General features: G+C 44.4%; 9 protein-coding genes. 3 read left to right on the forward strand and 6 right to left on the reverse strand.

The annotated features are described in order from the left end of the window. The first annotated feature begins 111 nt into the window (after nucleotides 1-111). Nucleotides 112-2,223 carry a carboxylesterase family protein gene (locus tag Q1A70_RS06390; protein ID WP_299688206.1) on the forward strand — a complete coding sequence of 704 codons (2,112 nt, stop codon included), beginning with the start codon at nucleotides 112-114 and terminating at the stop codon, nucleotides 2,221-2,223. An 85-nt stretch (nucleotides 2,224-2,308) separates the two neighbouring features. After that, nucleotides 2,309-3,766 (forward strand): phospholipase D family protein, encoded by a 1,458-nt coding sequence (locus Q1A70_RS06395; protein WP_299688209.1) that lies wholly within the window; start codon nucleotides 2,309-2,311, stop codon nucleotides 3,764-3,766. Between the two features lie 138 nt (nucleotides 3,767-3,904). Here Q1A70_RS06395 and Q1A70_RS06400 read toward each other — a convergent pair whose 3' ends face one another. The 5 genes from Q1A70_RS06400 to Q1A70_RS06420 form a co-directional block, all read right to left on the reverse strand. Then, nucleotides 3,905-5,593, reverse strand: coding sequence for an autotransporter assembly complex family protein (locus Q1A70_RS06400; RefSeq protein WP_299688232.1), 1,689 nt, complete (start codon nucleotides 5,591-5,593; stop codon nucleotides 3,905-3,907). A gap of 240 nt (nucleotides 5,594-5,833) precedes the next feature. Next, complete coding sequence (locus Q1A70_RS06405) at nucleotides 5,834-7,123, reverse strand: DEAD/DEAH box helicase (RefSeq protein WP_299688212.1); 1,290 nt, start codon at nucleotides 7,121-7,123, stop codon at nucleotides 5,834-5,836. A gap of 340 nt (nucleotides 7,124-7,463) precedes the next feature. Then, nucleotides 7,464-7,652: a hypothetical protein gene (locus Q1A70_RS06410; protein WP_299688214.1), complete on the reverse strand. Its 189-nt coding sequence runs from the start codon at nucleotides 7,650-7,652 to the stop codon at nucleotides 7,464-7,466. A 311-nt stretch (nucleotides 7,653-7,963) separates the two neighbouring features. Then, complete coding sequence (locus tag Q1A70_RS06415) at nucleotides 7,964-8,965, reverse strand: TerC/Alx family metal homeostasis membrane protein (RefSeq protein WP_299688235.1); 1,002 nt, start codon at nucleotides 8,963-8,965, stop codon at nucleotides 7,964-7,966. A gap of 565 nt (nucleotides 8,966-9,530) precedes the next feature. Continuing rightward, nucleotides 9,531-11,270, reverse strand: coding sequence for a bifunctional UDP-sugar hydrolase/5'-nucleotidase (locus Q1A70_RS06420; RefSeq protein WP_299688217.1), 1,740 nt, complete (start codon nucleotides 11,268-11,270; stop codon nucleotides 9,531-9,533). 237 nt (nucleotides 11,271-11,507) lie between these two features. Between Q1A70_RS06420 and Q1A70_RS06425 the strand changes: the two genes are divergently transcribed. Further along, a complete protein-coding gene (locus tag Q1A70_RS06425; protein ID WP_299688220.1) occupies nucleotides 11,508-13,187 on the forward strand; it encodes an ATP-dependent endonuclease in 1,680 nt (559 codons plus the stop codon). A gap of 184 nt (nucleotides 13,188-13,371) precedes the next feature. Here the strand turns inward: Q1A70_RS06425 and Q1A70_RS06430 are convergent, their stop codons facing one another. Beyond that, complete coding sequence (locus Q1A70_RS06430) at nucleotides 13,372-13,866, reverse strand: DUF1097 domain-containing protein (protein ID WP_299688223.1); 495 nt, start codon at nucleotides 13,864-13,866, stop codon at nucleotides 13,372-13,374. Nucleotides 13,867-14,118 lie beyond the last annotated feature (252 nt).

The raw sequence follows: 14,118 nt of genomic DNA on the forward strand, positions 1-14,118 counted from the left end.
TGCCTTTAATATACATCCTATAAAAAAATGATATATATCCAAGCACGACAACTGTCGACAATAGCGCACGAAGTTGCTGGTTTGGTAACAACAAAAACTGTGGACATAATAATGAAACTCAACAAACGATCAATTCTTGCTGTGACCATCTCAATGCTACTTGCGGCTTGCGGTACTGATAAAGAGCCTACCGTTCCCTTACCAGACAAACCAGAACCGTTAGTTCCAGCACCCGCTGAACCGCTTCTTGCTCCAATCGGCGATGTTATGATTGACGCGACCAAAGAAGAGTTGGTTGTTACATCAAATACCGAAGACGACAAACTGGCTTCTGTTGAGACCTTTAAAGGTATTAAGTATGCCGACGCAAAGCGTTTTGAGCACAGTGACACTGTTGACTTAACTGATCTGGCGAATTCTGAGGGTATCGTTAATGCCTCTTCGTTTGGTGATGCATGTCCGCAAATTCGTGCTACTGAGCAAGTTCAAAGCGAAGACTGTTTAAACCTGAACATTTGGCGCCCAGTAGGCGTTGATGCTGATGCAGATCTACCGGTTTATGTATTCATTCACGGTGGTGACTTTGAATATGGCTCAGGTTCTGAAGCACTTGTTCACGGTGATACCGTAGTTGCTCAAGGAAGCGATGATGGCAAGCCTTTCATCTATGTGAGCTTTAACTACCGACTTGGTCAGCTAGGGACTCAATGGATTAAGGGCGCGAACGAAGATGGCAACTATGGCCTAGGCGACCAAAAGCGAGCCTTGGAGTGGGTACACAATAATATTGCTGATTTCGGTGGTAATGCTCAAAACGTAACCGTTATGGGTCAAGGTTCTGGTGCTATGTCTATTGGTTTCTTACAGCAAGATGAAGATATCGCAGGTCAATATTTCCAGCGAGCCATCATGCAGAGCAACCCTTATGGCTTTGAGTATCCTAGTTATGGCGTGGCAAAAGATCGCAGTAAGAACTTTACAGCAGACACTTCGCTCGACGAGATCATGGCATCACAAGAAACAGCTTTGGATGGTATTGAACAGCTAAAAAATTGGTTGTTAGGCTCCTTGCAAATTCCAATTCTGAGCCCAACAGCAGACGAGACTCCAATGTCAAACCTGATGCCTTTTGCTCCGTACATATTGTGTGAAAAAACTAGTATTCTTGGTAGCTGTAGTGAATCAGCAGAATCACCAATGCAAGCGAGCCTATCAGTACCAACTGTCCTAGGTGAAAATGCACATGAAGCGAACAGCTTTGGCATGCTCTTTACCACTACGTTCTTAATTCCGACTGTCATCGAGTTATTACCAAATGATGAACCAGAACTGCTTACTAATGAAGATCCAGCAAAGCTAGCTCTAGCGATGGTTAACTGGTTAGAAGATGAAAACAACGTCGCTCTTCTGCAGCAAAAACTATCAGAGCAAGCAAGTGATGAAGTTTCAGCAGAGCTTGTATTACCAAGCAGCGCTTACAGCGCAGTAACGGGTTTATTTTATGGTGCCAAACTAGAAGGTGATTTAGTTGAAATGACTAAATGCATTGATACCAGTGATATTGCGGGTACCGTAGGTTGCTTGGTTAATATTGTTGACATCACGAGCCACCAGCAAACCCAAGATATTCTGGCTCTAACTGACTTTAACCCTAACTCAGAAGCTAGCTTAGGTGGCGCTCTTGACAACATGAAGCAATTTAAAACCTTGCTAAATGACACCTTGTTCAATGGTCCAGCGCGTTATATGGCAGCAAACAGTAAGGTAGAAGCAACGCTATATCACTTTAACCACAAACCAAGCTTTAACATGTGGAACTACAATACGGCGAAAGATGAAAACGGTGAATATGGCGCTCTCTCTATTCTAGACCTGTTCAAAACCATCGGCTGTATTAGCGGTGCATGCAACGGTTCAGAACTGCCGTTTGTTTTTAACAAAGCCATGCGTTTTGATGGCAGTGAAGTGCATCCATCAAGCAAGGAAAAAACACTAATGAATGAAATGTCACGTCTTTGGTTTAGCGATGAATTGTTCCAGAACTACCAATACAGCGATGCCGACAATGTGCTTGTAATTGATGATGCAGGATTCAGCGAAAACAGTACTACCTTCAACTGGGACTATGTCACAAACCCAGGAGTTGATCCAAAGCTTAGTGAAGGTCGCTTAACCGGCCTAGAAGATCAAGCTCTTATGCCTTGGCAGTGGTACCTAAATTAAGCGTACTCAACACTCCTCCTACTGTAATGGCCAGCTCGCTGGCCGTTTTTATATCCAAATTTTACGTTCAAACGCAGGTTAATCTATGACACTTAGCAAACTTAAAACAGCATGCATAATGATGTTGATTGCTTTGGTCACAGGATGTGTCCAATCATACCCCGATGTTGAACCTGACTTCGAAGCTAACTGGCAAAGTACAGAACACCAAGCTGAGGTGTATCTAATTCCGACAGCTCCCGAAGCCTTTGCACGTCGTATTGAGCTGGTGCGCCAAGCCAAACACTCGATTGATATGACTTACTTCTCTTGGGAACGTGACACGCTAGGTTTGATGCTTCTAAACGAGCTAAAGCAAGCGGCGGATCGTGATGTACGCGTCCGCCTAACCTTAGATGACCTACTGGTTTTTAACGATAAATGGTTGGCCGATCTAGACTCGCACCCAAACATTGAAATCCGTTTGTTCAATCCGTTTGATTCACGTAAAGCTGGCTGGATAGGACGTGCGTTTAACTTCTCGACTAACCAAAAACAGCTAGATAACCGACTGCATGAAAAATATTTCAACGTCGACCACCAATCGATGATCCTCGGTGGACGCAACATCGGTGATGACTACTTTGGCTACAGTGAAAACGCCAATTTCTTTGATATGGATGTGCTGTTTAAAGGTGGCGTGATTGCTGCGTTCGACCGAAATTACCAAGCGTTGTGGAGCAGCGAGCATGTAGTGCCAATTCAAGAACGCATTAAAATCAAAGAAATGGAGCAATACCAAGCATTCAGCAAAGCGTTGGACAAAGGCAAGAAAAATAAAGCATTGATCATTTCTGAAGTCGAGAATCAAATAAAGCACTTAGACCAACCGAGTTTCATTTCGGCTTCTGTCACGCCAGTATTCGACTCACTGAAGAAGCTTAATGACAACAAACCCTACTTTCGTCAACGTACAGAGCACTTAATGAAGCAAAAGGTGCCTTCACCATCAGCAGCGGTGATTTCTACGCCTTACATGATACCAAGCGATAACCAGTTTGTGTTTATCGATGCATTAATACAGCAGCAAGCCGAAGTCACCTTGATTACGAACTCTTCAGCTTCTAATGATTCGGGTTTTATTCCAGCTTACTATGAGAAACATCGTCAAACCTTACTCGATAAAAACGTCAACATATTGGAATACAAGAGCCAAGCCATTCATGATGATCACTACTTCCATGTCGATACCTACTATCACAACAAAACGGTGATTCTCGATCAACGTGTCACGTATATTGGGTCATCTAACTTCGATCCAAGGTCGGACTTTTTGAATGTCGAGCTAGGGGTACTGATCGACAGCGAAGCGTTTGCCCAGCAAGTGATTCACTATTTAACGCGTCAGAAAGAGGAATTGTTCTGGGCTGTGTCGCGTGATGAATCAGGCAAGACGACTTGGGTTTCAGGTGAGCAAATACAGACTAAGAACCCTAACTACAGTTCATGGAACAAACTACCCGATTGGTTGTTTAGAAAAATGGACGGAGAGTTCGAGCTGTAAGGTCTAGGGTCTAGGGTCTAGGGTCTAGGTCTAATGCCCAAAGCTATAACCACGCTATTAGATTCACTTACAGGCTCAATTGGGCAGACACCAGATTAACCTCGGTTAGGTAGCGATCATAAATTTCAGAGTTATAGGTTAGAATTGCGCACCTAATGAGAAGTGAATACGGAATTCATCGCCTTTTGGCGCATCTAATCCATACGCGAAATCGAGTTTGACTGGCATGAATGTCGAGTTCCAAATCAGGCTAACACCCGTACCACGCTTAACATCAATGTACTCATCAAAGGCATCACCTGCATCAAAAAAGATCCCCATCCATATTGAGCGGTAGACTTGATGCTGGTATTCCAGCCCCGCTGTCAACAGGTAGCGACCACCGGTTAACTCTCCATTTTCATCTTTAGGGGAGATGGACTCATAGTCATAACCTCTTAAGCTACCATCGCCACCTGCAAAATAACGCAGCGATGATGGGACATCCGATAAAGAGTCCGCGAAGTTGATGCCAACGTTTGAACGAAAATGGAGCTTTTGTGAATCACTAATATCCCACGAAAGTACGCTGTTACCTTCAATCCTCAGGATATTCGAATCTGAAAACAGATGTGAGTTAGACACTTCAAGCGAGTACATATGGCGGTGCTTCACTTCAAGTCGGTCATTCTTACGATCAACCTGTGAGAAACTAATACCAGGTAACAACAATTGAGATAGCTGCTCTTCAGAGGCTTGCTTATATTGCTCTCGAAGGTATTTTAAATACACTGAGCTTTGCCAAGCGCTGTCGAGCTGCCAATACCTTTCAAAGGTCAAATCGTTGGAGAAGCTTTGGGTATCGCGATAGTCGGTGTGCTTCGATTCAAACTGAACACCGTAGTAGTCCGTGGTCACCTGCTGTGTCGGTATTTTATAGCTAAGCAGTAGTGACTGTTCTTGTTCCGATAAATACGCTTGAGCTTCTGAGCTGTGCCCTTGACGGTTGTACCAAGGCTTGGTCCAATTTAACGACGCACGCAAGCCAAGATCGGTCGAGTAACCACCACCGACTTGTACGATGTTCTTCGAGCTTGGCTCAGCAATCAGCTCTATTGGGATCTCTCGATCTTCCTCGCCTGTCTCATTAAAGTCCCCCTTAACATAGACACTTTTAAACCAACCAGTCTCTGATAAGCGCGCTTGAAACTCACCCAGCTTGATCGTATCGAACCCCTCGCCTCGTTTGAAGGTGGCAATCTGTTCAATGCGCTTAGGATCAACGCCATCATCAGGGACGCTTAAGACACCAAATTTATATCGCGGTCCACTGACAAATTGCAGATCGATATTCGCTCGGTTTTGGCTTGGGATAACCTCGATGGTTGACGCCGTAAACTTGCCGTCTAAGTAACCTTTTTTTTGCGCAAGAGAGAGAATACCTTGCTTCAAATGGTCATATTCCGCGTGTCGCAGAGGAGCGCCAGACGCTAAAGGGGTCTCTTCCAACAATAGAGTGAAGTCAGGATCGGTGGCCGCTTCACCACTGATAGCGATATTTGAACGCGCAATGATGACCACGGGTCCACTGTCGATATGCAGTTTGGCTGATTTTGAATCTTTGATGTCAAGTTGCAGTTGTGGGTGGTAATAACCATACGGATTTAGCGCATCATTAACCAAGCTCGTTAGCTTATTTTTTGAGAGTTGCGTAGCAGGCACATCGGCCAGAGGGGTTAGGTAATATTCAACATTGTCGGTCAGCTCGTCATCAAGCCCCAATACATCAAACTCAGCCGCATAGGACGCCTTATGAGCAAACAGTATCAGTAATGACAACCATCCTATTCTTTTAAGATCGACAACCACTGACTTACCCAATTACAAAAAACAAGTTAGCTTAATCGTTAATGGCTCTATCAAGGAATCTCATATGTAGGATGTAACCCTTCGTATTGAGTGGGCTATTGATGTCGTATGGGCCTCGAAGCTTAGCATTGTCGACAATAGCTAAAAGAAATAAGCCAGAAAGCGATAACCAGCAAACAAAAACGGCGCCAAGGTGGCACCGTTTGATTCACTGTCGGTTTAGTTATTTCTCAACCAAACATCCTGACTACTCTGTGCTTTTTTCTTTTTCTTCTTTTTACCTGTGCCAGCAGGTGGCGCAACCGGTTTTAAGGCAGCGATAAGCTCAGCGGTTGCTGCTTCATCCACTTCAAAGCCTTCAACTTGTTCGCGATCAAGACGAATTTTGTTCTTCTTCTCGATGATTTTGAAGTGATGGTAATCTTCGTGATCGATTAACGATAATGCAAGGCCGACCTCACCCGCACGACCACTACGACCAATACGGTGCATGTAGTCAGATGGGCTACGTGGTAGATCGAAGTTGATCACAACAGGAAGCTTCTCAATATCGAGACCACGGGCTGCGATGTCGGTTGCAATAAGAACATCAATCTCGCCAGATTTAAAATCCTCTAGGATACGAGTACGTGAACCCTGCCCTTTATCCCCATGGAAGACTTCCGCGATGATGCCGCGTTTGTAAAGCTTGTCAGCTAAGTGCTCACAGCTGTTCTTTGCATTAACGAAGATCAGCGCTTGTCGCCATTGATGTTGCTGAATAAGATGCGCTAACAGTGCAGTCTTGCGGCCTTTTTCCACTTCGAAGACACGTTGAACCAGTGTGCTTGCATTCGCGCTCTGCAGTTGAACTTCAACGGGATCATTAAGCAGTTCATGGGTTAACGCCTGCACTTGCTCAGGGAAAGTCGCTGAGAACAACAAGGTTTGTTTGTTGCTTGGCAGTAACTTTAAGATAGCATCCAGCTCTTCGGTAAAGCCAAGGCTTAACATGCGGTCAGCTTCATCAAGTACCAAGGTTTTTACTTTGTCTAACTTGATAGCGTTGCTTGAGATAAGGTCCAGTAAACGGCCTGGCGTTGCCACTAAGATATCCGTACCGCCACGCAGTGCTTGCATCTGAGCATTGACTGACACACCACCGAAAACACAAACGGTTTTGATCGCACCGTTAAAGTGAACCGCGTAAGACTTCACGCTATCCGCGACTTGCTTAGCAAGCTCACGAGTCGGCACCAAAATAAGGCCAGACACAAAGTTACCTTTACCTGCTCTGCGGTCTAAAGGTACATCTTGGTGGATCTGCTGCAACAGTGGCAGTGCAAAGGCAGCGGTTTTACCTGAGCCGGTATTTGCGCCAGCAATGAGGTCGCGTCCTGCTAACACACTTGGAATCACTTGCGCTTGGATTGGCGTTGGCTGTTGGTATTCAAGCTCAGTTAAACGAGCCATCAAAGGTGAGATTAAGCCAAGATCAGAAAAGTTGGTTGGTGTTGTGGTGTTAGTCATTAATTGCAGGAACTCAAAGCTAAAATAATAGCGCGCTATATTAACGTATTTCAGCCGTATTACGTAATGAATTCGCCTCTTGTGTCTTGTTTCAGCTTAGAGCGAATCTATTTCAGTCATGAACTCGCTTATTCTAACGACTCGCTTCTTGCTTCACCACGATCTTTCTTACTTCAACCACGATCTTTCTTGTGTAAGCAACAAAAGTCCCCTCTAGCATTTTGTTACCAATACAAAAACGCCAGCATTTAAAGCCGGCGTTTTTACATTCTGTGCTGCTAACTGCTAGATAGCCACATGTAGATCAACGGTTGTGCTAAAACTAACGATTATGCGGAGATTAACGGTTAAGACCGATATCACGCTGCATATGGCTAGATAAATCACTGGCGTTGTAACTGCGTGGTGAGTTGTCTACAAAAAGAATATCGAAAATGTGTGCAATCAATCCTTTGAAGTTAACCGAATAGGTCTTCTTATCCATAGAGTTAGGAACAGCGATAGTATTCACTTGCATTGCTTGAGCCATGATTGCCTCTCTATAAATTGGTCTAAATGTTTGTTTTGATGGCAATAATAGTAGATGAATATTTACAGGTTAAAAAATGACTAAAACTAAAAAGTCAGATTAGATTTTCTAATAAAAACAAATACTTAACAAGGTCAAATATAGATATGCACACTTTGTGAATCAAAATTCAACAGAGCGTATTAATCACGCATTTAGTACAAATAAACCTCACAGCAAAGCCTGAATTGTCACATTTATTTTACAAAAATAATTTTACTCATCCACTATCAAGGTGTTTCTTGATGGATTTTAGATAAGTTATATTTGGCTTAATTGATGGATTCAGCGTCTGGCTTCTTCGCATAAATTGACGCAAACACCGCAATGGTCATCGTCGCAACCACAACGACCAGCGACCAAGAAGTGGCAATAGCCCACTCACTCTCAACCAATAGCATTTTCACACCAATGAAAACCATGATGAAAGCGAGTGCTGGCTTCAAGTAGATGAACTTATCCATCATGCCTTGCAGCACGAAGTACAACGAACGCAGACCAAGCAGCGCAAACACGTTCGCCGCAAGTACTAAGAATGGTTGCTGGGTGACAGCAAAAATAGCAGGAATAGAGTCTAGCGCGAACATAACGTCCATCACGGCAATCACCCCAATCACTAACGTCATGGGCGTTAACATCCATTTAGCGCCTTGCTTTATCATCAACGCAGAACCATGAAAGTCGTCACTGACGGGCATAACTTTGCGCAGTAGCTTCTCAGGTAGCGTGTTGACGCTCTCTTCTTCGACTTTATCCAACGCCAATTTAATACCTGTCGCAATCAAGAAAGCGGCAAACACGTAAAGCACCCAGTGGTATTGCGCCAACAGCTGAGCACCGAGCGCGATCATAACCGCACGCAACACTAAAGCACCAATCACGCCCCACAGAAGCGCCCTAGGTCTGAGCTGCTCCGGGACTTGATATTGAGCAAAGATCATCGCGAAAACAAACAGATTGTCGACGCTCAGTGATTTTTCTAGTAGATAGCCCGTGATAAATGCCACTGCTGCTTTTTGCGCTGTGTAGTCGCTATTGGGCGCATAAATGTCCCAAAATAGGTAGATAGAACCTGCAAACAAAAACGCAAGAACAAACCAGAAAACACTCCAGATTGCCGCTTTCTTGATAGTGACATTGCCACCACGAGTCTGATAGATATCAATAGAGACAAGAATCACCGTCAGCAGAAAAAAGCTCGCATACATAGTCATGATTGGCGATGAGAAAAAGGATTCGCTATTTGTGGATAACAGAGATTGAGTCGAGTTCATTATTCCTCCGGGCGGACGAACTGTCATAAGACCTTCCGCAAACAAAACATATCAATCTCCACAGGGATCTTGACTGTAAGTGCGTTGGTCTCGTTGAAGTGAAATAGGGATTTCACCTTTACATACCGGATAGGCTATTGGCCTAACGAGATGACGACATGTAAACTTGCGCTAACTACTCCCCAAACGCGTGGATCATAATCATCTGATTGTGTTTCGTCTAGATAAATTTAAAAAGCGCCAAAGAGAAACGTTCCACGTCTTTGCTACTGACGACTACAGACAGCTAATACAAGCAATTAATATCAAACACTAGGTTTAATATCAGGCACATAAAGCGCTGGCGCTATAAGCCTGTCGTGGGCGCTATAGACCAGCCGTCGGTACTAAGTAAACCAAAGCAGACCAAACCGATATCCAGCCTACCACCGCGACCGCATCTAACCAATCTTTGTTTTTCATGCTTCTCTCCAGAGGAATCTACCCTGCTGGATAAAGCATAAAAAGTGCCAACTTTATAAATCATACGCGCGCGATAGATCAAACGACCACGGTGTCCACTGTGTTAATTGCAACAGGTTAGGCAGTTCATCGGCTGATGCTGCTGCAATGACTCGGGATGGGCTTGTAAAAACGTAATGAAGCAGTCTGCCATTGAGTCGGTTGTGACAATGCCATCTCCGATCATCTTCAAGACCGCGTTATAACCTTCTTTCCCTTTCATGGTATAGGCCGACGATGCGCCGCGATAAACACGTTCACGCGAAACTGCCTGCCAACCCCCCTCTTCAGAGTGGATTTCAAGGTGATGAATACGGTGCCCGAGAGGTGCTTGTTTGTGATAACAAAATTTCAAGTTATGCGTATAAGGAAAACTGCCAGAGCCAGTACCGACAACGCCATTATCTAGCGCATTGTTGATAGCCCCTTCAAGCATAGCGGCAATCGTTTTACCTTTGATGTCATACACGCCGATAGGCACGGCAAACGGAAGCAGTTTCCCTGCAATATCGGCAACCGAAACATCGCCGCTATTCAGTGAATTTCTTACACCACCCGAGTTGTGGATAGCAAAATCGACCTGATGACCACGCTTGTTCATCAAATAATGGAACGATTGAGCCACCAAGGGGGCCAATTGGCTCGGGCCTTGTTCATCTGGGATACGTACATGACGCAGCTTGGTATTTGCATGCGCGATCACTTGTTGCTGAAGCTTGCGAACTCTAGGCTGGTATTTATCGGTCAGAATGCTTTGCAGTTGAGGATCTTTTTTGCATACCGCAATATTCTGATGATTATTTAAAAACGCACACGCCATCTCGTGAGCATCGTCTTGCCCGACTTCACTCAGTTTCGCGTCAATAAAGAGTCGACGACCCAACAACAGTTCGTTCTTACCGTTAAAGTGCGTCACTTTGCCTTGAGCATCGAACTCGATTTCACAGTGGCCTAGGCTCAATGCGTGGAAACCGGCTTGCACAACATAGGTGTCGCCAATTTTTACGCCGTAGTCATCGTCTTTCGCCAATCCAATATCAGCAAAGTCCCCTTGCAAGCGATGGCTATGCCCGCCCACAATCACGCCAATACCCTGCACATGAGCAGCCAGTTCGAGATCGGCATCGTAGCCGAGGTGGCTAAGCAACACAATCTTATTGACGCCGGCTTGGTGGATCTGCTCAATAGTGGCTTTTGCGGTTGCGAGTGCGTTTTCAAATGGGGTATCGATATCTGGGTTAGCAATGCCAGCCATTTTATCAATGCTTAAACCAAATACAGCGACCTTCTCACCATCAAACTCTTTGGTTATGAACGCAGCGCTTTTGGTTTCGGTTAGGTAGGGCTTAACGATTGGATTGTCGGCTAAGGTATGAGTTTTATTGATATCTTCATTGGATAGGTTCCAATTACCCGCTAACAGAGGAAATTGGATTCTTTTCGCGAAAATCGCAACGGGTTCGTTGCCCATGTCTAATTCATGGTTGCCAAGCGTCATGGCATCAATATTAAGCGCATTCAACAGATCGGCGTTGGCTTTCCCCTTGAACAGAGAAAAGTACAAAGTCCCTTGAAAGCAGTCCCCAGCATGCAGGAACAGGGTTCCAACCTTTTGGCGCTGGGCATCTTGTTCTATTTGTTTAAAGCGCGTTGAAATTCGAGCAAAGCCTCCAGCACTGACATAAGGTTCAATGATGTGGTTGTTCATTTTCAGTGATAGCTGCAATGAGGTTGGTTCGAAGTATGAGTGGGTGTCATTGATGTGTGCCAACACTATTTTTGTCGGCTTATTCTTTTTAGTCATATTTTCTTCTCTCTTTGTCCCTTCATACTAGGTCGAGAATCATGACAGAATCGTGAATTTTATGAAACTGCACTGCAAAAAAATACTCGATTTAGCGAAAAATCGAACTTTATCGCAAATAAATAAAGAATGAATTTTGTGACCCTTAAGCATACCGGATACGTATTTTTCGATTATGATTAAAGATATCTGTTAGCTTTCAAAGAATTAGCAGAGCCTTCCGTTAGGAGTAAGCCTATGCAACTAGAAAGAATCGAGATTTCTGGCTTTCGAGGTATCAAGCGCATGTCACTCGCGTTTGACGATCTAACCACGCTTATTGGTGAAAATACTTGGGGTAAGTCTTCATTACTAGATGCCCTTTCCGTCGTTCTTCCTTCAGACGGTGTGCCATATCACTTTGAAATGACCGATTTTCATGTCGATTACTCGGTTTCACACCCACAGTCTCAGCATCTTCAAATTATTCTGGTCCTCAAAGCCAACGAAAAGAGCGAATTAAATGCAGGTCGTTACCGCAAGCTCAAACCTATCTGGATTCAAGACGAGTTCGGTGTCTATCGAATCTATTACCGAATCAGCGCAACATTAGAACAATATGAGATAACGACTCATTATGCCTTCTTAGATAGAGAGGGAGACCCACTCAAACTTCATCACTCAGAAAAAATGGCTCAAGAATTAATGACGCTGCATCCGGTCATTCGCCTGCGTGATGCAAGACGTTTTGAACGTCCTTTCCAGCGCAAAGTCATCAATAACGAAAATGGGACTAACGCCAACAACAACAACAATGGTAATGGCCATCAGACCAGAATAGAAAAGCGCATCGACAATACGTGTAGGCGACTGATGGCGATTCCTGGTCACGTTAATAAAGGGGAAATGCGCAGTAGCCTTGAGTCAATGCAAAACCTGATTGAGCACTACTTTTCATTTAAGAGCACATCGCGCAATAATCCTCGCAAACCACGTGATGGTTTACTTTACTCTGCAGGCGTAAACGACAAGAGTATTCATCAACTTGTTGAGGAGACCAAAAGCAAGCAAACTCGCTTACTATTCATGGGGTTACTTAATGCTTACCTACAAGCCAAGGGGCCGACAGACTTAAGACGCTGCGCACGCCCACTGTTGATCCTTGAAGATCCAGAAGGTCGCCTGCACCCTACTCACCTCGCGAGAGCGTGGAGCTTGATGCAAAAGCTCCCGATGCAAAAAATTCTGACCACCAACAGTGGTGAACTGCTCGCCGCTGTGCCACTGCAATCGATTCGGCGCTTGGTTCGCCAATCCGATAGAACCATCGCTAATCAACTGAATATGAATCACTTCAGCAAAGATGAACTCAGACGTATCGGCTTTCATATTCGCTTCCACCGCTCTGGTGCTCTGTTTGCACGCTGCTGGCTATTGGTAGAAGGTGAAACCGAAGTTTGGCTGTTTAATGAATTGGCGAATCAATGTGGCTATAACCTTGCAGCCGAAGGGGTACAAATTATCGAGTTTGCTCAATCGGGGCTTAAAGCGCTGATTAAAGTCGCACAAGAGTTTGGCATCGATTGGCACGTGGTCACCGATGGTGATGCAGCAGGCAAAAAATATGCAGCAACGGTATTGTCCAAACTTGGTAACGATCAAGAGCGGCATCGCCTCACTGAACTACCAGATAAAGACATTGAGCATTACTTGTATATGAATGGATTTGAACAGTTTTTCCGTGACATGGTCAAGATCCCGTATGACCACCCTATCCCCCCAAAGAAAGTGGTGGCAAGAGTACTCAAGAAACACGCTAAGCCCGATCTTGCGTTGGCGATTGTCTCTCATTGCGAAAATCGCGGGCAAGAGTGTATTCCGCTGTTATTAAGATGGACACTAAAACGAGTGATAACCATGGCGAACGGGAACACCTAAACCTTTAGCTTTTCTGATAGACGGTATAAGTTCTTCTGCAGTTAAGATCATCGTATTTTTAGAGTAACCAAAACCAAAAAAGGCACACCAAGTGGTGTGCCTGTATAAATCGGTATACAAATTAATTGGGGGTGATCTTGCAAGGTTTCACAGTGACTAAACTATCGCTTTATTAACGTATTTATTAAGCCTTTGCCTGTTTAGCGTGTTGTTCAACAACTTCCGAAGATTGAGTCGATTTCTCGTGAAGCCATAGCCCTGTTGCTTTCATCAAGTATCCAAACACACCACCAAGCAGTAAAGATGGTACTACAAGTTGCCAATCGCCACCTGCAGCAAACGTCGCACAGCAACCAATGAAGGTTCCTGGGATATAACCTAGCCACGCTTGTTTTGCTTGAATACACATAAAGAAAGCGACAATAGCAGTAATCACATAGCCTAAAATCTCTAGCCCTGCGAAGGTTGAGCTTTCGATAATCACCATTGCCCAGAATACGCCCGTCATGTTGGTTAATAAGCTACCTGCCAATCCTTTTACGCCACCTGTTGGCGAAGCAAAATAACTGGTGCAACCTAAGAAACCTGCCCATGACAATAAGCCGAAAGCGATAGCTATCCATCCCCAAAGACCTGACAAAATACCTGTTGTTAATGAAATCGCAACTAATGTACTCATACTACTTCTAAAGCCTAATTACGTAATTGAACGCAACCGGATTTAGCCTCACTTAAAATCAAGTAAGCATACTATGGTAAGAACGCCTTCTTTTAGCCGATCGAGATCACATTAATAATGTACGCGAATGTGCATTTATCACTAGATAGAGACCGAAATCGCTTATTCAACATATTTAGGGCGTGTTGATCTTTGCTGTACATTTCGCGTTCAACAATACATCGGTAGCCACATCAACATGAATGCCAGCGA

The organism is uncultured Vibrio sp. (genome assembly GCF_947488985.1).
In the GTDB taxonomy this organism is placed as follows: domain Bacteria; phylum Pseudomonadota; class Gammaproteobacteria; order Enterobacterales; family Vibrionaceae; genus Vibrio.

Excerpts from the sequence above, each read along its gene's own strand:
- Q1A70_RS06390 (WP_299688206.1), top strand. The coding sequence starts at position 112 with ATGAAACTCAACAAACGATCAATTCTTGCTGTGACCATCTCAATGCTA.
- Q1A70_RS06395 (WP_299688209.1), top strand. The coding sequence starts at position 2,309 with ATGACACTTAGCAAACTTAAAACAGCATGCATAATGATGTTGATTGCT.
- Q1A70_RS06405 (WP_299688212.1), bottom strand. The coding sequence starts at position 7,123 with ATGACTAACACCACAACACCAACCAACTTTTCTGATCTTGGCTTAATC.
- Q1A70_RS06410 (WP_299688214.1), bottom strand. The coding sequence starts at position 7,652 with ATGGCTCAAGCAATGCAAGTGAATACTATCGCTGTTCCTAACTCTATG.
- Q1A70_RS06415 (WP_299688235.1), bottom strand. The coding sequence starts at position 8,965 with ATGAACTCGACTCAATCTCTGTTATCCACAAATAGCGAATCCTTTTTC.
- Q1A70_RS06420 (WP_299688217.1), bottom strand. The coding sequence starts at position 11,270 with ATGACTAAAAAGAATAAGCCGACAAAAATAGTGTTGGCACACATCAAT.
- Q1A70_RS06425 (WP_299688220.1), top strand. The coding sequence starts at position 11,508 with ATGCAACTAGAAAGAATCGAGATTTCTGGCTTTCGAGGTATCAAGCGC.
- Q1A70_RS06430 (WP_299688223.1), bottom strand. The coding sequence starts at position 13,866 with ATGAGTACATTAGTTGCGATTTCATTAACAACAGGTATTTTGTCAGGT.